Below are 19,432 nucleotides of genomic sequence, written 5' to 3' on the forward strand. Positions count from 1 at the left end.
ATTGCTACAGATTGCCAAAGCCTTTTTTCTTTTTCTCCTTCTTTTTCTTGGTAGGAGCTCCCCCAGGATAGCCACGCCAACCGGGTTGTGGTGGTTGGTTGCCACCATAGCCAGGCCCGCCGCCGAACGGTCCCCCACCAAACATCCCAGGCATGGGAAGTTGGCCCTGTCCCAACTGTTGCATCAGCGATCGCATCTTCTGGAAATCGGCCACTAACTTGGCTACATCCGATTCGGCATAACCCGCACCACGAGCAATACGACGACGGCGGCCAGGAGAACCCGCTAACAAATCAGGGTCTTTGCGCTCCTCAGGCGTCATGGAGTTGATCATCGACTCAGCCCGCTTCAGCTGGGTTTCTCCCTGCTGGAGTTGCTCGCTGCTCAGCTTGTTCATGCCTGGGATCAGCTTCATGATGCCACCCAAGGAACCCATGTTTTTCAACAAGCGGGTTTGCTTGAGGAAATCAGTGAAGTCGAATTTGGCCGAGAGGATTTTCTCCTGCATTTTCTCGGCATCAGCCAGATCCACGGCTTCCTGGGCTTTCTCTACCAGGGTCAGCACGTCTCCCATGCCCAGAATTCGGGAAGCCATCCGATCTGGATAGAAGGGTTGCAGCGCATCAACTTTTTCCCCCACCCCAATAAACTTGATGGGCTGACCAGAGATGCGGCGAACTGAGAGGGCTGCCCCACCCCGGGTGTCGCCATCCATCTTGGTGAGAATTGCCCCAGTAATGCCAATTTGGTCGTGGAACGTGCGAGTCAAGCTGGCGGCTTCTTGCCCTGTCATGGCATCTACGACCAGCAGCGTCTCATGAGGCTGAATGGTTTCTTTGATGCGCGCCAACTCCGACATCATGTTTTGGTCGATTTGCAGACGACCCGCAGTGTCGATAATGACAGTATTAATTCCTTCTGCCCTGGCTCTTTCTACCCCTTGGCGAGCAATTTCAACGGGGTCAGCATCTTTGCCCAGTTCAAACACGGGCACTTCGATCTGTTTACCTAAGGTGACGAGCTGGTCGATCGCGGCAGGGCGGTAAACGTCGGTAGCCACTAAAAGGGTGCTGCGATTCTCTTTACGCAGATGCAAAGCCAGTTTAGCGGTCGCAGTGGTTTTACCCGTTCCTTGCAGACCTGCCATCAAAATCACGGTGGGCGCTGGGCTAGCTTCTGCCAGGGGAATATTGGTTTCCCCCATCACGGATACCAACTCGTCGTAAACCAGTTTGATGAACTGCTGGTCAGGCCGAACGCCAGCGACCACCTCTTCGCCTAGGGCTTTGGTCTGCACCTCTGCAACAAAATCTTTCACCACTTGGAGGTTGACGTCCGCCTCCAAAAGAGCGCGACGAACTTCCCGCAGGGCTTCCTGAACGTTCGATTCAGAAATTTTGTCTTGACCCCGCAGGGTTTTCCAGGCAGATTCTAAGCGTTCAGCGAGCGCGTCAAACATAACTTAATGACTTCAGATAATGAGTCTTCAATCCAGAGGTGCGTTTAGAAGCAAACTGTTGCTTTCCCACTTATCCAGATTAATCGTTTTCGCTCCAGGTCGGGTGGAGAATTCGTCGAAAATACTATTGCCATGCTTTAGACCGGCAATTTTCATCTTTGCATGCGGGGCTCTACAGCCGCGATCGTGGGCTTAATTTGGCAGGATCAGCAACATGGCTGATAAATATCCTTGCCTCTGGGCTTATAGCCCTGAATTAAATGGGAAAAACTAGGTATTAGGTCACTAAAAAGCTGGTGGGTTTACGGGAGAACTCAGCGATCGCCAGTGATGCTCTAACCGAGCATGAGCAGCTTGGTGGCCCTACGGTTTATTCAGGTGATCTCCTTGCGTCAAGTTCAAGCCCACTTTCTCAAGCTTCTAAGTTTATTTCTATTAAGTATGCTGCTGTGCGTTGCTTGTCACAGCTCTACTTCAGTCACACCACAGTCGAATCAACCGCCGCTAAAAGTGGGTTATAGTCTGTGGCCTGGGTACTTCCCGATGGTAATTGCCCAAGAGAAAGGGTTTTTTGCTGAGCAAGGCGTGAACGTTGAACCTGTTTATTCTGAAAACTATTTAGAACCGATCTCTAACTTCAGTGCAGGCCAAACCGATGGGGTGACACTGGCAATGGGTAGCTTAATGGGCATCATCGGGCAAAACCCAGATATTCAAATGGTCATGCTCACCGATCAGTCTGCGGGTTCTGATGCTTTAGTGGTTCAGCCTGAAATTACCAGTGCGAAAGACCTGAAGGGCAAGCGAATTGGAGCCAAGCTGGGGGATTTTGGCGAGTTGTTTGTCAGGCAGTTAATGGAAGCTCACAACCTGACATCCGATGATTTTACTCTGGTGAATATGGAAGGGGAGTCAGTACCCGCTCGACTGCAAAGCGGCGATATTCAAGCAGGACACACCTGGGACCCTTATGCGACCCAAGCCGTTCGAGCGGGTGCTCATACTCTGTTTACTAGCAAGGAAACACCAGGCTTGATTCCCAGTGGCATTGTGTTTCACAGCTCAGTGATTCGCGATCGCCCCCAAGAGCTAAAAGCCTTTATGAAGGCTTGGTTTCAGGCTCAGGACTACTGGCTAACGCATCCTCAAGAAGGAGCAGCCTTAATCGCCCAAGCGCTCAACCTCAAGACAGCAGATGTCTCCACCGCAGGGGTGCAGTTGATGACGCTACCCAAAAATCTCAAAGCACTGACCCCCGGCACCACCACCGAGTCTCTTTACTACACAGCTCAGTTGTATGCTGACTTCTTTATTCGTACTGGTGGATTGAGTACTGCCCCCGAAGTTGAGAAGTTAATTGTTCCCTCATTTGTGCAGGCGCTCAGTCAGGAACAGCCATAATGAACTTTCTCAAATTCTCCACACTGCGTAGCAAACTCATTTTTTCGCTTTTGGGTGTCGCGCTATTACCGATCTTAATCTTGGCCCTGCTGAACCAGCGATCGACCCAAAAAGCTCTGACTAATAATGCTAACTTGGCTCTCTTGGGCGCTGCTTCCCAAACGGCCCTGAGCCTAGATTCGTTCATCAAAACCAATCTTGATGCAGTCCGAGTTGAAGCCCAGCTCCCTGTTCTAGCCAAGTACCTCAGTCTGCCTGCTGCACAGAGACCAGCTATGCGAACTGAGGTGGAAACTACCCTGCTCGCCTTAGGCCGTAAAGATACCCTTAACATCTTGTCCTATGCCTTACTCGACGTACAAGGGCAAAATGTGGTTGACACCTACACAGTCAATATAGGCACTAGCGAAACCGACCGTCCCTACTTCCAGCAACCATTCAAAACTGGTTTGCCTTACGTTTCGCCCATCCAATATTCAGTCAGTGATAGAGTAGCCAGCTTATATTTCACGAGTCCCATCCGTAATGCGCTAGGCAAGACGATCGGCATTTTACGAGTGCGTTACAACGCCAATGCCATTCAAAGATTAGTCGCGCAAAATAGTGACCTAGTGGCGGGCGGCAAAGGCTCGTTTGCAATTTTATTAGACGAGAACCAGGTTCGTTTAGCGCAAGGCTATGCTCCGGAGTTGGTTTTTAAGTCAGTTACGCCCCTGCCTGCTGCACAAGTCAAAGCTCTACAAGCAGCGGGACGATTACCCCAAGGAACTCCAGCAGAGCTAGCGACTAATCTGCCAGCGTTTGAGCAGGGACTTAAAAATACTAATCAATCTGCTTTCTTTACAACTCCTTTAGCCGTTAATAGGGATGAGTTAAATTCAGCGGCGGTGACGAAGTTAAAAACTCAGCCTTGGTCGGTCGTTTTTGTTGAGTCACAGAGTTTGTTTCTAGGGCCTATCCAAGCTCAAATCCGGGCAACTCTGTTGTTGGCGATCGCGATCGCCGTTCTAGTCGCAGCCGCTGCCATTACCCTCAGTGAATTGCTCACAAAACCCCTAATTGGGCTGACTAGCATCGTTACCAGCTTTACGGCGGGTGACCTGAAAGCTCGTAGTACCATCCAGACCGAAGACGAAATTGGGGTGCTAGCAGGTAGCTTCAACCAAATGGCTGAGCAGGTGGGTAAGCTACTGCAAAACTTGGAGGAACGAACGCAAGAGCTAGAAGTGAGCCAACAAGTGACGGGGGCTGTCACTGAGCTGTCGCGGGTCGTCTTAGACCCCAAACGCTTGTTACGAGAAGCGATCGCTCTGATGCAAAGTCGTTTCCACCTGCACTACATCCAAATTTACTTGCTCAACCCTGATAAACAAGTTTTGTATAAGGAAGTTGAGTCTAGCCAGGAAGATATTACGAGACTGGGGCAACCGACTCGAATTGCTTTAGATGATGATGAAAGCTTGATTGCCACTGCCGCTCGTACCCAAAAGATTATTTGTGTTAATCAGGCGGACTCTACCCCTGAGGTAAAAGGTGTCTACTCAGCGACTCTAGGTTCCGAAGTTGTGGTGCCTTTGGTGACGCGCGGCTCTTTGCTAGGCGTGCTTAACATTGAGGATAAGCAGAGCGATCGCTTCAGCCCAATGGATTTAGAAACCTTCAATACCTTGGCGGGGCAAATTGCTACAGCGCTGGATAATGCCCGCTTGTTCGCGGAAGTGCAAAAGACTAGCGCCGAACTGCAAGAGAAGGCGCAAGAGCTAGAACAAACGCTGCGTGAACTGCAACAAACCCAAGCTCAGGTGGTACAAAGCGAGAAAATGTCCAGCCTAGGCCAGCTTGTGGCAGGCATAGCCCATGAAATTAACAACCCCGTGAATTTCATCTACGGCAACCTCAACTACGCCGGAGAGTACATTCAGGACCTGACTGGGGTATTGAAGCTTTATCAGCGACAGTTCCCGCATCCTACTCCTGAAATTGCTGAGGAAATAGAAGCAATTGACCTTGATTTCTTGCTAGCAGACTTGCCCAAACTTCTCGCTTCCATGAAAGTAGGCGCAGATCGCATTCAAAAGATTGTCTTGTCTCTGCGGAACTTCTCCCGCATGGACGAAGCTGAGATGAAAGCGGTGGACATCCATGAAGGTATTGATAGTACCTTAATGATTTTGCAAAATCGGCTCAAAGCCAAGAGCGATCGCCCTGAGATTGCAGTGGTCAAAGATTACGGAAATCTGCCGCTCGTCGAGTGTTATGCGGGGCAACTCAACCAAGTCTTTATGAACTTGCTCAGCAATGCGATCGATGCTTTAGAGGATAGCCAAACTCCAGCTTCTGAACCTCCGCAAACCCCAACGATTGCAATTCATACCCGCCAGCTAGGCTCCCAATCCGTTGAAATTCGGATTGCTGACAATGGTCCTGGCATTGCTAAAGCTGATCAACGGCGATTATTTGACCCCTTCTTTACGACCAAACCTATCGGCAAAGGAACAGGATTGGGGTTGTCAATTAGTTACCAGATTGTGACTGATAAACATGGGGGAGTACTGCACTGTAACTCTGCCCCAGGAAAAGGCACCGAGTTTTTGATTGAAATTCCTTTGCGCCAAACCTAGGCATGGCTTTTGGTTTGTGGGCGATCGCGATACTACGACCAAGATTTGTCAGACTGTTCTATCTTGTTCTTGGCTTTACTCTCAATGGTCTTGAGGGTTTGTAGGATGAGCATTTCATCCAAATAAGTGGGTGGATTCAGATTATCAGAGGGAGCGCTAGCACGGTCTGTAATGGCGCTCTGAACTTTGTCGTCAATATTTTGAGAAACAACTTTGATTTTGTGGGAAAGACGCTCGTAGAGTTTTTGGACTAAAGGCGACTCAGAAAACATAGCAAGTAAGTTTTATTTTTAAATGTAAACTTGCTACTGCTCTAGAGCCCTGTCCCTTTGGTCATAAAGAGCACTCAGAAGGCTATGCTGACAGAATTATTTTTGTAGTAGTTAACAAAATTCATTGACTAGCAGCTCGCAGCCTTGGAGACCTAAGCTGGGAGTGCTGCGATAAGCTGCGCTAGGAACCCAGATACGTACAGTGCGGTTGGTAGCAATGTAGTAAAGGTAATCAACTTCTGGGCGATAGGTGAGCCCTACGCGTAGATGGGAGAAGTCATCCTCACACATTTCATACCCAAATCTCACGACCAACTGAGCTACCAAACACTCTGGCGTATCACAGTATTCTCCAGAGCTGTCTCTTTCCTGCCAAAATTTTGCTAAGAAAGGCTGAAGCCGAGGCAAAATTTTCGTGGGAGTTCCTTCTCTACTGGCGTAGATGATTGCTGGATTACCTTCTACGATGATGTGACAGGGTGTAGCCATGTGGTTGAACTCCTGATAGTTCGGCGTTGAACTGCTTATATACAGAGCTGCAAATGAACCTAGCATCGCAGTTTTGCCAAGTTCAGTCTGCCCATTGATGAACAATTGGCACCATTACTTACCAAGTTCCTATTGTTTCTCGTCCCTTTGGTATGTCGGAAGGAGTGGTTCAGGTGAACGCAGCCGAACAGGCCCTCGACCTTGAAACCGCCAGCAAAATCGCAACGGTGGTTAATTTATTTAAGCTAAAGTTTCCTGATGCCAGAGCTGATCTCAAGCCTTGGGCGAATGATTCCGATACCAGGGACTTAGTAGACCCGGACTCAATTGACATTGGGTTTCACTTTCCGGGGCGCAGTCGTTTGTTTCAAAGTCGCAGTATTTTGGTGCAAATCCGGTTGTATCAAGACCCGCTGACAAAAATTCGGCGAGCGATCGGGGTGGAAGCAGTCGGGTTCGACCATAAAGGTAAACAGTGGCGGCTTTCGACGATAGAAAACTGGGCGTTTGAAGGAACGACTCAGCCTGTGCCCGAAATTGCTCAAGAACTAAAAGGATTTTGCCGCGAGATCTTAGAACTGTTCAACTATTCCAGCTAGAACTGGTGGTTACAGAAAAAGGCTAAACTACCAAGAATTAGGTAGTTCAGCCTCTAATCAGTTATTGGGTTTAGCTAACTAGAAAAGCCTTAAGCAACACCAGCAGGGATTCTGTCGGCTGATTTAACTTGACTTAAGAGCTTGTGCAGTGTTTCGCCTTCAATCACTTCTGTTTCGAGGAGTTGAGTGGCGATCGCCTCCAATAAGTCTCGGTTTTGGTTCAAGATGTCGAGGGCATGTTGATGAGCCGTTTCAACAATGTCCTTAACTTCGCGATCGATCTCTTCGGCCACTTTTTCGCTCACCATGCGGCGAGGATTCATGCCCTCGCCCCCTAGGAACATGCCTTGCTGACCTTTGTCATAGGCGAGCGGCCCGAGAACTTTGCTCATACCGTAGGTTGTGACCATGCGCTCTGCCAAATCGGTAGCGCGTTGGAGGTCATTGGAAGCGCCTGTAGTAATGCTGCCAAAGATAATCTCTTCAGCAGAGCGACCTCCCAACAACGTGGCAATTTGACCGCGCAGTTCTCCTTCATCCATCAAGAACCGATCTTCAGTAGGAAGCTGCAAGGTGTAACCCAGCGCTGCCATACCGCGTGGAATAATCGAGATTTTTTCTACGCGACCACTGCCAGGAATAAGAGCACCAACTAAAGCGTGACCGACTTCGTGGTAGGCCACAATCTTTTTCTCTTTTTCGTTGAGGACGCGGCTCTTTTTCTCTAAGCCCGCTACCACCCGCTCAATCGCTTCCGCAAAATCTTCTTGCGCTACAGCTTGACGATTTTGACGAGCCGCTAGGAGAGCAGCTTCGTTGACCAAGTTAGCTAAGTCAGCACCCGCAAAGCCAGGAGTGCGAGTGGCGATTGCTCGCAAATTCACATCTGGGCCTAGCTTCACCTTCTTGGCGTGAATACTGAGGATTTCTTCACGACCCGATAAGTCTGGGCGATCGACCAACACTTGACGGTCGAAACGGCCTGGGCGTAGCAACGCTGGATCTAAGCTCTCAGGACGGTTGGTTGCCGCTAGCACGATCACAGTCGCGCCACCCGCCGCAAAGCCATCCATTTCAGTGAGCAACTGGTTGAGGGTTTGCTCGCGCTCGTCGTTGCCACCGTAGAAACCACCAGAGGCACGGGACTTACCGATCGCGTCTAATTCATCAATAAAGATGATGCAAGGCGCTTGTTTCTTGGCTTGCTCAAACAAGTCGCGGACACGGGAAGATCCGACACCCACAAACATTTCGACAAACTCAGAACCAGAGATGCTGAAGAAAGGCACACCTGCTTCACCTGCAACTGCCTTCGCCAACAGAGTTTTACCCGTACCCGGAGGGCCGACGAGCAACACACCTTTGGGAATGCGAGCACCAATTTGCAGGAAGCGATCGGGAGTCTTGAGGAAGTCCACAATCTCAACCAGTTCAGTTTTGGCTTCTTCTACGCCTGCCACATCCGCAAATGTGATTTTGGCAGACTCACCTTCCACATAAACTTTGGCCTTGCTCTTGCCAATGGACAACACGCCGCCTTGAGAGCCACCACCACTCCGAGCAATAAAGAACTGCCAGATGCCGATGAAGATTAGCGGGGGAATCACCCAACTGACGAGGGTGCCGATCCAGCCATTCTTAGGTGGTGGAGTCGCACCAAACTCAACTCCTTTTTCTTCTAAAAGCTTAGGTAAGTTGAGGTCAAAGATGGGCGTAGTGCTGAGAACTTGACCCTGTTGGTCACCTTCTCCTTTCAACTGATAGCGAATTTCGTTTTGGCCTACAGAAGCTCTAGCGACTTCTTGTTCATCAACTTGATGAATGAACAAACTGTATGGAACTCGGGGTACTTGGGAGGCAAATAAAGTCGGGAAAAATAGATTTACCAACAAAAATAAGCCTGATAGCAATAGCAAGATATTGCCAATTTGGCGAGAACGGGGAGCTTGAGGCTGATCTTTTTTAATTGGCATTTCTGAAAGCTCTTGAATTCTCTTAAAGCAATTGCTTGAATTCTAGAAGTCAAAGAGCGTTCGGGTAAACCTGCTGAAGGGGTGGTTATCCGCTATACCGTTTCCATCCAGTCGAATACGCGATTGAGCTGGTCAAGGGTGATCAACCCATACTGCCAAAGAATCATCGGTAGCTGGCTCATATCTTGCTCCCGATGGCGTAACCCAATAGCGATCGCGGCGGCGGGCACTGCCAACTCCTCTCGCAAAAATTTAATCAATCGGGCCAATCTTCTAGTTTCCATAACGGTTTTTACGAGTTTTTGTTAAAGAATGTGAAGAAAAATATTAAGTATTGAAAAGTATTTTTCAGAATTGATGGCTGAATTATACAAGAAACAGTTGCCTTTCAGGAGCACAAAGGCAGAGGGGATCTCCGTACTTCAGCTCCGATATTTGCTTGAACTGCAATGTACTGTAGCAGCTATAGCCCTCGACTCTTCCTCAAGATCAGTCCTATTCCCATCCAAGAGACAGAACTGAGAAATTAAGGTTCCTGTAGCGAATTTGTAAACAGGTCTCTCATTTTTCATTAGTGAGGAGTGAGGGAAGAGAAGTGAGGAGTCAGAAGTCAGGAGCGAAGGGAGAGGAGATAGATGGTAGGAGTAAGAGAATCTAAAGAATCGAAACGCTCACACTTAGCCTCGTTTGGAGGGGGCCTGGGGGACGCAACCGTCCCTCAGCGGGAGTTTGAGGGCAGGTGCCCTCAAGGGCTTGGTTCTCAAGTGTGTCACTAAGATTCAGCTTGCTTCGTCAGCAATCCTTCATCCCACAAACCTCACCCCACCATCTAGCCTAGAGATAACCCGACCCGGTGAGGTGCCATTATGGCTCATTTGCAGCAGCGTCACCCTCAAAATATCAACGGTGATTTTTATGTTGATACGACTTGTATTGACTGCGATACCTGCCGTTGGATGACCCCAGAAGTGTTTCATCGCGAAGATGAGCAGTCAGTAGTCTATCACCAACCCGTCGATGAAACTGAGCGACTGCGGGCCATGCAAGCCCTATTGTCTTGCCCCACCGCATCGATTGGCACAGTTGCAAAGCCGACAGATATTAAAACCGCTCAGCACAGCTTCCCAATTCAGTTAGAAGCCAATGTGTATCACTGTGGCTACCACGCAGAAAGCTCCTATGGAGCTGCTAGTTACTTAATTCAGCGACCCGAATGCAACGTGTTGGTAGACTCTCCCCGATTTGCGCCGCCATTGGTAAAGCGACTGGAAGAACTCGGTGGCGTGCGTTATCTCTACCTAACCCATCGAGATGATGTGGCCGACCATCGTAAGTTTCATGACCACTTTGGCTGCGATCGCATTTTGCACCAAGATGAAATTAATCATGGGACGCAGGATGTCGAAATCCAGCTCAAAGGTGCGGAACCTGTGCAACTAGCTCCTGATTTGCTGATTATTCCTGTGCCAGGGCATACGAAAGGTCATACCGTTCTGCTCTACGACCATAGGTTTTTGTTCACAGGCGATCATCTAGCTTGGTCTGAGTCCCGGCAGCAGTTAGTGGCTTTTAGGGATGTGTGCTGGTACTCCTGGCCAGAACTGGTGAAATCGATGCACAAGTTAGCTAAATATGACTTTGAGTGGGTGTTGCCTGGGCATGGTCGTCGCTACCACAGCGATCGCGCCACCATGCAGCAGCAGATGCAAAAATGTTTAGCTTGGATGGCTACGGTCTAATGCACCATCACTTCTGACATTTCTGGGGCTGGGACAGAACATAACTGGTCGAGATGAGTGGCAGGCATCGTTAAGTACAGAACATCCCCCGCTTGAAGGCAGGTGTTGAGTAAGTCCCAACCATGCACTCTGCGTTGCCCGGTTTCTAGATACAACGGGACGAAATCCGCATCCATAGCGGCATCTTTAACAACTCGCTGGCAAAAAGGATGCCCAGAAGTAATCAAGGTAGACAACGCCACCCACAGACTATGCCCTGTCATGCCGTTGCCTAGAATTCTGCCTCCTAGAGCAGCGGCGGCAAAGGTGGGAGCTACCAGTTCTGTGGGACTGAGGACGGCTTCAAAGCCAAATACTTGATGGGCCATCCGGGCAAAGGTGGGATCTTGGTAACGCACGATCGCAGTACTTTTGGGAGTTAGACCCTTAGCAGTGAGGGCAATTTCTAAATTGGCAGTATCGTTGCTAGTCACGGCTAGTAAGGCAGAGGCGTGAGCCAGGTTAGCTGCCTTAAGCGTAGTCGGTAAACTAGCATCGCCTAAAATGACTGGTACCTTCAAGGCTCTAGCAATGCTTAAAAACCGACAGTTGGCATCCTGCTCGATCGCCACTACGTCATAGCCACAACTCCGCAAGTGTTGCACAATCTGAATTCCAACTCCGCCTAAGCCACAGACAATGTAGTGATGATGAGCTGGAACTTGCACCGTATCCCAAAACTGGCGAAAGCGAGTGCCCAACACAAAGTCATTGAGTAAGGCGTAGCAAATGCCAATCACTCCCGCTCCTAATAACATCATTAACGCGGTAAAAACTTTAATGCTGTTAGGAGCCTGCTCTATAACTTGCTCTTCACCGCCTGCCCCTGTAATCATGCCGACGGAGAAGTAGAGGGCATCAATGATGGAGGTATGGCGATTGAAACAAACATAGGTGAGTGTGGCAATCAAAATCGTCACTAGCAAAACCAAGGTGACGACAACCATTGACTGACCGTAGCGCTGAAATTGGCGTAAGTTATTCACCAGCTTGGTGCCACGCTGTCGCCAGGATCGTCGCACCGCTTGAACGCTAGCATTCGGCTGACTGCCAATAATTAAGCGATCGCCGACTTGCAAAACTTGTCCTCGAATGACCGCAGAGACTAAGTCCATCCGTTTGTCGGCAGGCAGGTAATAGATCAACATGCGCGATCGCTCATCCCACAGCTCGCTGAGTTTGCGGCCTTGCCAAGGATGGTATTCATCAATGTATTCTTCGTGAATTGGCCAAGTCTGGTTAAACAATCGCAACTGCCCGATCGCTCGGCTGCCCAACGCGGCAAAGGCAAACACAGGAGCCGCTAAAGCTGCCACGCTGAGGCTGACATGATGCGTGAGCGTGTGGTCAAGGCGATCGCCTAAACTAGTGTTGAACAAACGATTGATCACGCGAATGTGAGGATTCAAGACTCTAGCCTGCATTAAAATGGCCAGATTCAAAGCATCATCCGAGCTGGCAATCACTAGCGTATGCGCCTGTTCAATGCCCGCAGCCATCAGAGTGGGAGTGGCCTTTAGGTCCCCGACAATCACATCTGGATCGGTGAAGCTTAGTGGTTGGTCATGAATCCCAACCACTGGGATGCCCTGTTGTCGCAACAAAGAGAAAATTTGATAGCCAGTTCGACCCAGACCACAAACAATAATGCGAGATTCCATAGCGAACCCGGAGCTTGGCAGAGCTGTCTGAGTTCCTATTCTTGGCTAGGACCAGGCGTAAGACTGTAGCTGAAAGTACGGGTTTACAAAATGTTGATTTGTCAGCTCTTGAGGCTTGGAATGCTTTGTCTTGGCACGCTTACTGAGACGTGGTAGTGATGTAGCCGTTCTTTTGCAGGAAATCTCTTAAGTCGATGAAATATTGGCGGCGATCGTCGTATGGATAAGCCTGCTGCACCAACTGCCACCCCTCTTGTCCTTGACCGAGCAAGTGCTTATCGGCCAAATAAGCCGCTAAAAACCCCCGAGTGGCACTAGCTCCAAGGTCTTTACTAAAGGTGTAGTTTTGCCAATGTTGCACGGCATCTTCGTAGATCAATTTAGGATAATTGCGCGTTACGTTCTGCATTTGCGATCGCCGATATTGCCAAATCTGGATTGGCAGCCCAGAAGCCGCGTGAGCGGTAAATTGAGCATCGAAGCGAGGGTCACCACTGACAAACTCAGGCAAATTATCTTGGTCTAAATCTTCTAGCCTGTAGCTAGGACTGCCCCAAAATTGCTTGACGTTCCGATAGGCGTTTTGGGTGGCATTGTAGCCATAAATATAAGAAGACGTGCAACAGTAAGCGCCACCACTGAATAAATCCACCACGACTTCCGGTTCCTGATCGCCATCCAGATCCCGCACTTCCAGATTAGAAAAGCGCTGTAATCCTTCGTCCACTGGTATTGCTGCTTCTAGAACTGTCTGACCGCTGCGACTAATTTGAATCCGAAAATTGTCAGCTAAAGGCTCACGGGGTCGATAGGTCAGTTGTACCCGGACATTTCCCTCCTCAGCAGTCTTGGTCTCCGTCGAAAATTGCTGAGTGTTGGCAATATATTGCGTTGGCACTAATCCAGGCTGAATCGCTTGACATAAGAACGTAGCGATCTCCGCCCGGCTAGCGAAGCGGGTAGGCTCTAGCTGCTGAATTTTAGGATAATTAACGACCAAATTCTTCTCGGTGGCGGCTGCTACGGCGTTGCGCGCATAGTCTGGGATTGCTCCCGCATCCGCATAAGCTGCATTTAGAACTGCTGTTGTTGGCTGTGTTGCTGCATACTTTAGGCCACTTGCTAGCGCCACGAGAGCCTGGACACGGGGAATTGATTGAGTCGGGATAAACTTGCGATCGGGATATCCGGAAAGAAACCCCCGGCGATAAGCTTCCTGAATGGCAGCGGCAGCCCAATAGTTGCTTGGGACATCGACAAACCCGATGGCCTCTCTGACTTGCGGTTGATTCGGAAAACCTTGCCGCAATAGCGCCGCAAACTCTGCTCGTGTCACTGGGTCAGCCGGACGAAACCGACCATCTGGATATCCCTTAATGATCTGCCGTTGCGCTAATTCTCCAATGCAAGCAGCAGCCCAATTGTTTGGCTGTACATCACTAAAACCAGTTGTTTGGGCGATCGCACTAGACATGCCACTAAATGGCGCGATCGCGTTTACTGCTACCCCCAAAGCAGCAACTAAACTCAACCTTACTGGCCTTCTGCGTGCAACAACCACACCAATCTCCTTGCCAAGCTAGCCACACAGGTATTCTAGGTTAGGTAGAGACTTTGAAAGTAGCAATTTTCCAGGGAGCAATTCGGGTGGATTGCAGCGTTCCTGATGAGTTCTCTGGTTCGATCGCTTGCTCTAAAAGGTTTACGGGATGAGCGATCGCTAAGCCTAAATCACTTTTTAGCCTTAACTCGGCGGGTTGGCCGTGGCACTCATAACACCGCAAAATCCACTGTTGCGGATGATCTTCAGATTGCTTGAAAGCGCTCAAAATCAGGTTTTCAGATTGCAGATCTAAAAACTGGCCTTCAGCGGGCAGTGTGGTTATTGAGGAATGTAGCGATCGCTCACTCTCTAACCAAATCGCTTGCAAAGGAATGTTTAGCTCATAACCCTGGCGAACTGTTTGGGCGGTTTGCCAAGTTCCTGCGTGAGGGTAAAGGGCATAGGTAAACTGATGCTGGCCGCGATCGGCTTCTGGATCGGGCCAAGTTGCCCCCCGAAGCAGGGTAAGGCGGAGTTGATTCGGTTGAGCATCGTAGCCGTATTTGCAATCATTCAGCAGGCTCACCCCATACCCATAGTCTTCACTGCTTAAATCAGCCCAGTGGAGGGCGGGTACTTCCCACTTGGCCTTATCTTTCGGTTCTGTAGGATTGGTGGGACGAGCGATCGCGCCATAAGGGATTTCGTAAGTGGCCTGCTCTGATGCCACGGTCAAGGGAAAGGCGGCTTTCACCATCACATGCCGTTCTTGCCAGTCAACCTGGGTAGCAATCTTGAGTACCGAAGCGTCGGCTGGCAACACATAATCTTGGCAAAATTTCGACTGGCCCAGTTGCCGTATCACTCTCACTCGCTGTAACAATATGCCGCGATCGAGCCACTGAATTGATTGCAGCTTGGTGGGTGGTAATAGGTTTTGGGCATAGTTGGGGTCAATATTCCAAGCATCCCAGTATTGCCCCTGGTCCTGAAAAGCCTGGAGTTGATTGCCTGCACCACCCAACACTTCTCGCTGTTGAACTTTGTCCCAAACACTCTTTAGATCGCCTGTTTCTGGATCAACGGTTACGCGCAAAGCTGCATTCTCTAAAAGCCATTCATCAGCGGGCAAAGCGGCTATAGAAGGTTCGGCGATGGCTTGTGGACTTAAGTAGAAAACGCAATATCCCGCGCTAGGAACTTGTTCTGCCCAGAACAGTAGGGTGGGGTTTGATTCGCCTTGTTCGTCATAGGTTGTGACCTGGCAAGGCACCACTGCACCCGCTGAGCTATGTACTTGCCAACTTGATTCAGTGCCCGATGGAATTGGAATCGAAACCACTTGCGATCGCGACCAATTCAAGGAATTAAACACCACAATCGGTTGGGCATCAGGATGCGGCGGTTTGGGTAGGTGAATGGAAGCGGCGATCGCCTGCAAGCTTGCCTGTAGTAACTCCTGTCCCGTCTGCTCTGCTTCTTGCCAAAGCTGATTGGCATCGACAAATACTTCTGGAATGGACGACCCTGGCAGAATGTCGTGGAATTGATTAAATAACACTTTCTTCCACGCTGCCTCTATCTTTGCTTTCGGGTACGCAACGCCAGCCGTCAGCGTTGCCAATGAGGCAAACAATTCTGCTTGGTAAAGCAACTGTTCACAGCGACGATTCCAACGTTTCTGCTCTGCGTGGGTGGTGTAGCAGCCTCGGTGGAATTCGAGGTAAAGTTCGTCGTTCCAGGTGGGGCTCCTCTCCCCTCTCCCCTCACTCCTCACCTTCCCCAAATACTCCTCTGCCGTCGCAAATATCAACTGTGGCAAGAAGGGTGAGGTTTGCCAGCGTCGGGCCATTTCTAGCATGTCTCGCGTCGGGCCACCGCCATGATCTCCTACTCCTGGTAGCCACAGCGTTTCGAGATTGCCTGTTTTGGCTTCCCACATTGAGGCGTGCTGGGTCATTTTGATGGGGTCTATGCTTTCGCCAATGGCAGCGGACATCAAGCTGAAAATTTCGGTGCCGTCCGGCGATCGCCACCAAAAGGCTTCGTAGGGGAATTGGGTGGTGTCGTTCCAACGCAGCTTTTGGGTGACGAAGTACTCAATTTCACCTTGCTTCAGGATTTGAGGCAACTGCCAGCAAAAGCCAAAGGTATCGGGTAGCCAAGCAACTGGGCTAGTTTGGCCGAACTTTTCTTGGGTGTAGCGCTGTCCGTACAGCACTTGACGCACAATCGATTCCCCACTGACTACATTAAGTTCTGGTTCCACCCATAAGCCACCCAAAGTTTCCCATCGTCCCGCTGCTACTTGCGCTTGAATAGCAGCAAACAACGCAGGGCGGTTGGTTTCGATCCAGTCATAGAGCGCCGGAGTGGAATGACAGAAAATCAGCTCTGGAAAGTCTTGCTGGAGTTGCAACACCGATTTGAATGTGCGCTCAGCGGCTTCCCAGGTTTCGCTCACAGGCCATAACCAAGCCAAATCTAAATGCGCATGACCCAACAAGCAAATTTGGCGTTGCTTGATCCAATCACTGTACGGCTGCAAGGTTTGGCGGAGTTGCTGCAAGGATTGGTCAAATGGGTTGGGTGAGCGATCGCTCTGGCTCAGAGCGGCCCAATCCAGCTCTGCGATCGCCGCTGCCAAATCTGGCAACTTCTCTGGCCCAAAAGCGGTGAGATACTGCTGGAGAACCGCCAGTTCATCAGCGACGAAGCTTGGTTCCACGCGATCGCCCAAGGCTGCGGAACTGGATGTTGCTGAGCCAGATGCCACTTCATAGAGGCAAAGCGATCGCACCAAGGCTCCATCGTCATGCCCTGGGCTAACCAAGCGCAGAGCTACGGTGATGGTCTCTCCAGGTTGGGCCGCAGCACTTAACAAAATCCGGGCCGAGCAGTCAAACAAATCACCTTCTTGCACCAACTGCCCATTGACAAAAATCTGGGCAGATTCAGCCCACCAAGTCAGGGCCAAACGCAAAACTAGCCCCTCCAACGGGTAGCCTTGCAAGTCAACAGGAATCAGCAAGCTCTGACCTAGCCACAAGACCTGTCGTCCCTGGGACCAAGCAACATGCTCTCTGGCATTGAGAGTTACCGAAGGCCAAGACTGCCAGCGCTGCGGTTGATTGGCCTCAGCGATCGCTAAATCCTCCTCGCACAGATACCAGCCTGTCTGGACGTTAAGCTGCGTGAGTTGCCGAAGTTGAGTAATTGCCTCAGAGATTTGGGCTTGGAGTTTCGCTGGGTCAGCCATCTTTAGATAGAATCAGGTCACTAGCTGTACAGCCTGATTCACGCTGAAGTCGCTACGCCGTGGCAGCCTGTACACCATCCTCACTTTACAGCAGCCGCCCGCTGACAACTGCCATGTCCTCCGCCTCTTCTGGTCGCTATCAAAGTCGGTTGTTCAACTTTTTCTCTCGGCAATCGCGTGAGCTTGTAGATCAGTGCGATCGCGCCTTCCGACATGCAAAAGTCGCGACGGTTTGGGGAGCGCAAATTTTGCTCTACCCGCTCTACGCTATGTTTCAAGCCACCCGTTTGGTGGGTAAGCAGATTCAAACCTCGGTTGAGACTGAACGACCCTCTCTAGATGCAGCCCAGGCAGTGGCAAGCGATGCAAGCTCAGAACCACCGTCGGTGAACCAACTGGTTTGTAACGTCTTACAGGTGGTCGAAACGTTTGCCTTACCAGAAGTTGTAGTACCGCCAATCGCAGCTAATAGCAGTTTGGCGGTCTCTCGGGGCCAGGTTGTGGTGCGCTCTAGCCAATCATCCGCTGCTGCAACCCTCGGTGCGACCAAGACTTCAGTCACACTAGGCCAGCAGTCAGTGATCGCGATTCAAGGGGTGGCTACAGCTCTAGAAACTCGAACCTTGGTTTTAGTCACCTGCCAAAACCAAATTCTGAATATTTTGACGCTGGAGCAACAACAGCAGCTCTACCAACGCATTGTTTGGGAAGTCAGCCACTATCAACGCTACTTACAGATGTTGGTTCGCCAGCGATCGCGCTTCCCGCTCCCGCTTCCCAGCGACGACTCCAAAGTTTCACCGCCAATGCGGTTGGTGCGGCAGATGATGGCTTGGGTGCAAACTGGGCCTGTGGCGATCGCGCTCAACTGGTTTCAGGAATCAACTGCGGTAGCTCAGCCCATCCACTTAGGGGAGCCATACTTTAGCAGTTCTGCAACTTTCACGGCTGGAATCTTGCCTATTCCACCCATTCCCTACGAAGCGCTAGCGCCTCTCGACCAAGCGATCGCTCAGCTAGAGGCTCACTCCTTACCGCCAGTGCTGACACTGACTGATGGGTTGGTGCAACGAGGGCAAGGGCTACTCAGCACGGTACGAACCAAGCTAGTCTCGCTCCCCCCCACCTTCAACCGCTCTACTGTGGACCCTGAGATGGCTTCCCAAGTTGCAGCGGCACCCATGCCACTACAAAGTTTGCTGCGGGCGGCAGTTGACTATTTCTTTGGCAATCGCCATCTAGGCTTATCAGTAACAGGCAATCCATCTCACTCAACCCAAATGGCTGGGGATCAGGCCAACCGCGATCGCTTGTTGACAGGCGACTATGACTGGCACCCCGATCCTTGGTTGAGCTATGAAGATGTTTTCGGTCAGATCCCAAGTGCTAGCCGCGATCGCCCCCCGGCTGCCCCGAATGCTTTATCCGAAGCTTTATCCGAAGCTTTATCCGAACAGGCGATCGTTTCCCCCGCTCCTCTGTCGCCAGGGCTGCCAGTGCCCATGACGACGGCCAAGAATTTATGGGCCAGGCTAATCAACCGATTCTGGCATCGTGATGCACGAGCCGATAGTGACGCGATCGTGACAACTCTCAAATCATCCCAGGATTTAGATCTTCAATCTGCTCAGACAACTGCTGCGACTCCGGTGCAGAGCCTTGGAGGTAGGGCAACTTACAGCACCCCTACGTCAGCGGGATTGCCCCATGTAGGCTCTGGCACAACTGCAACCAGGGATCAGCTCACCGCTAGTAACTTAACCATGTCCGGTGCAGAGCTAGCGGCTCGTTCTGAAGACTACGGCGAACTCAGCAATACCTGGATTGAGGCAGAAGCCACTACACTTGGTTACGTCAAGCATCCTCTAGAGCGGATTCTCGGCTGGCTCGATCGCGCCATGCTTTGGCTCGAAGAAGTCATGCTCTTAGCAGGGCAATGGTTACAACAGTTGTGGCGCAAGTAGTCTTGGCTCTGATGAAAGTAATTACATTTACCTAGTTGTAGGAAGGCCCAAAAAGACTTAATGTAACCAAGCAGTCCCTGCTGTAAATCGGTTAGTCTCAACCGCTGGGAACGTCTAGTCAGGAATGGCGTCAAAGCTGACTGAAGCCTGGAGCCAGACTGAGGATTACTAAGACGGCTGAGTAGACTCAAAATTGAGGCAGCATTCCGATATGATTAGAGAGACTTGTCTCTCAAGGTCCTGGTATGGCAACCCTCAAGATTGTGGTCTATATCGTCGTTACACTCTTTATCTGCTTATTTGTGTTTGGATTTCTATCCAGCGATCCTACTCGCAACCCTGGTCGGCGGGATTTGGAATAAGCAGCTACTGAATTCATTCCTCAGGCCATAGAATTGCCTCTGAGACGGTTG

Annotated in this window: 14 protein-coding genes; 6 read left to right on the forward strand and 8 right to left on the reverse strand. The window is 50.5% G+C overall.

Annotated features, from left to right (window positions below; all coding sequences use genetic code 11):
• Positions 1-4 precede the first annotated feature (4 nt).
• Entirely contained in the window at positions 5-1,459 is a 1,455-nt protein-coding gene (gene ffh, locus H6F68_RS19395) for a signal recognition particle protein (RefSeq protein ID WP_190554604.1), read from the reverse strand.
• 345 nt (positions 1,460-1,804) lie between these two features.
• Here ffh and H6F68_RS19400 point away from each other — a divergent pair, with 345 nt between their 5' ends.
• Positions 1,805-2,860 carry an ABC transporter substrate-binding protein gene (locus H6F68_RS19400; protein ID WP_190561470.1) on the forward strand — a complete coding sequence of 352 codons (1,056 nt, stop codon included), beginning with the start codon at positions 1,805-1,807 and terminating at the stop codon, positions 2,858-2,860.
• Positions 2,860-5,481 carry an ATP-binding protein gene (locus H6F68_RS19405; RefSeq protein ID WP_190561472.1) on the forward strand — a complete coding sequence of 874 codons (2,622 nt, stop codon included), beginning with the start codon at positions 2,860-2,862 and terminating at the stop codon, positions 5,479-5,481. The genes H6F68_RS19400 and H6F68_RS19405 overlap by 1 nt, the downstream gene beginning before the upstream one ends.
• Before the next feature lie 32 nt (positions 5,482-5,513).
• On the opposite strand, the gene H6F68_RS19410 is transcribed toward H6F68_RS19405, so the two are convergent.
• Together H6F68_RS19410 and H6F68_RS19415 are read right to left on the reverse strand one after the other, a co-directional pair.
• On the reverse strand, positions 5,514-5,753 hold the full coding sequence (locus H6F68_RS19410; protein ID WP_190561474.1) for a hypothetical protein: 240 nt from the start codon (positions 5,751-5,753) through the stop codon (positions 5,514-5,516).
• 111 nt (positions 5,754-5,864) lie between these two features.
• The gene (locus H6F68_RS19415; protein WP_190433938.1) at positions 5,865-6,242 is read right to left on the reverse strand and encodes a histidine kinase; all 378 of its coding nucleotides are present in this window, start codon (positions 6,240-6,242) and stop codon (positions 5,865-5,867) included.
• Between the two features lie 173 nt (positions 6,243-6,415).
• Here H6F68_RS19415 and H6F68_RS19420 point away from each other — a divergent pair, with 173 nt between their 5' ends.
• Complete coding sequence (locus H6F68_RS19420) at positions 6,416-6,841, forward strand: hypothetical protein (RefSeq protein WP_190434343.1); 426 nt, start codon at positions 6,416-6,418, stop codon at positions 6,839-6,841.
• Between the two features lie 89 nt (positions 6,842-6,930).
• On the opposite strand, the gene ftsH4 is transcribed toward H6F68_RS19420, so the two are convergent.
• Positions 6,931-8,814 (reverse strand): ATP-dependent zinc metalloprotease FtsH4, encoded by a 1,884-nt coding sequence (gene ftsH4, locus H6F68_RS19425; protein ID WP_190561476.1) that lies wholly within the window; start codon positions 8,812-8,814, stop codon positions 6,931-6,933.
• A 92-nt stretch (positions 8,815-8,906) separates the two neighbouring features.
• Complete coding sequence (locus tag H6F68_RS19430; protein WP_190433933.1) at positions 8,907-9,098, reverse strand: DUF2949 domain-containing protein; 192 nt, start codon at positions 9,096-9,098, stop codon at positions 8,907-8,909.
• A 582-nt stretch (positions 9,099-9,680) separates the two neighbouring features.
• Here H6F68_RS19430 and H6F68_RS19435 point away from each other — a divergent pair.
• Entirely contained in the window at positions 9,681-10,553 is an 873-nt protein-coding gene (locus H6F68_RS19435) for an MBL fold metallo-hydrolase (protein ID WP_190561479.1), read from the forward strand.
• On the opposite strand, the gene H6F68_RS19440 is transcribed toward H6F68_RS19435, so the two are convergent.
• The 3 genes from H6F68_RS19440 to H6F68_RS19450 all read right to left on the reverse strand — a co-directional run bounded on the left by H6F68_RS19440 (position 10,550) and on the right by H6F68_RS19450 (position 17,055).
• The gene (locus tag H6F68_RS19440) at positions 10,550-12,253 is read right to left on the reverse strand and encodes a TrkA family potassium uptake protein (RefSeq protein ID WP_190561481.1); all 1,704 of its coding nucleotides are present in this window, start codon (positions 12,251-12,253) and stop codon (positions 10,550-10,552) included. The two genes, H6F68_RS19435 and H6F68_RS19440, sit on opposite strands and share 4 nt — an antisense overlap.
• 139 nt (positions 12,254-12,392) lie before the next feature.
• Positions 12,393-13,784, reverse strand: coding sequence for an S-layer homology domain-containing protein (locus H6F68_RS19445; RefSeq protein WP_242065570.1), 1,392 nt, complete (start codon positions 13,782-13,784; stop codon positions 12,393-12,395).
• A 70-nt stretch (positions 13,785-13,854) separates the two neighbouring features.
• Complete coding sequence (locus H6F68_RS19450) at positions 13,855-17,055, reverse strand: alpha-mannosidase (protein ID WP_190561483.1); 3,201 nt, start codon at positions 17,053-17,055, stop codon at positions 13,855-13,857.
• A 113-nt stretch (positions 17,056-17,168) separates the two neighbouring features.
• Here H6F68_RS19450 and H6F68_RS19455 point away from each other — a divergent pair, with 113 nt between their 5' ends.
• Entirely contained in the window at positions 17,169-19,019 is a 1,851-nt protein-coding gene (locus tag H6F68_RS19455) for a hypothetical protein (RefSeq protein WP_190561485.1), read from the forward strand.
• 245 nt (positions 19,020-19,264) lie between these two features.
• The gene (locus H6F68_RS19460; RefSeq protein WP_190433921.1) at positions 19,265-19,381 is read left to right on the forward strand and encodes a photosystem II reaction center protein I; all 117 of its coding nucleotides are present in this window, start codon (positions 19,265-19,267) and stop codon (positions 19,379-19,381) included.
• Positions 19,382-19,432 lie beyond the last annotated feature (51 nt).

Source organism: Trichocoleus sp. FACHB-262 (assembly GCF_014696035.1).
GTDB lineage: Bacteria > Cyanobacteriota > Cyanobacteriia > FACHB-46 > FACHB-46 > Trichocoleus.

Coding starts and splice junctions, on each gene's coding strand:
- H6F68_RS19440 (WP_190561481.1), bottom strand. CDS start 12,253: ATGGAATCTCGCATTATTGTTTGTGGTCTGGGTCGAACTGGCTATCAA.
- H6F68_RS19405 (WP_190561472.1), top strand. CDS start 2,860: ATGAACTTTCTCAAATTCTCCACACTGCGTAGCAAACTCATTTTTTCG.
- H6F68_RS19430 (WP_190433933.1), bottom strand. CDS start 9,098: ATGGAAACTAGAAGATTGGCCCGATTGATTAAATTTTTGCGAGAGGAG.
- H6F68_RS19460 (WP_190433921.1), top strand. CDS start 19,265: ATGGCAACCCTCAAGATTGTGGTCTATATCGTCGTTACACTCTTTATC.
- H6F68_RS19455 (WP_190561485.1), top strand. CDS start 17,169: ATGTCCTCCGCCTCTTCTGGTCGCTATCAAAGTCGGTTGTTCAACTTT.
- H6F68_RS19410 (WP_190561474.1), bottom strand. CDS start 5,753: ATGTTTTCTGAGTCGCCTTTAGTCCAAAAACTCTACGAGCGTCTTTCC.
- H6F68_RS19435 (WP_190561479.1), top strand. CDS start 9,681: ATGGCTCATTTGCAGCAGCGTCACCCTCAAAATATCAACGGTGATTTT.
- ffh (WP_190554604.1), bottom strand. CDS start 1,459: ATGTTTGACGCGCTCGCTGAACGCTTAGAATCTGCCTGGAAAACCCTG.
- ftsH4 (WP_190561476.1), bottom strand. CDS start 8,814: ATGCCAATTAAAAAAGATCAGCCTCAAGCTCCCCGTTCTCGCCAAATT.
- H6F68_RS19450 (WP_190561483.1), bottom strand. CDS start 17,055: ATGGCTGACCCAGCGAAACTCCAAGCCCAAATCTCTGAGGCAATTACT.
- H6F68_RS19400 (WP_190561470.1), top strand. CDS start 1,805: ATGAGCAGCTTGGTGGCCCTACGGTTTATTCAGGTGATCTCCTTGCGT.
- H6F68_RS19415 (WP_190433938.1), bottom strand. CDS start 6,242: ATGGCTACACCCTGTCACATCATCGTAGAAGGTAATCCAGCAATCATC.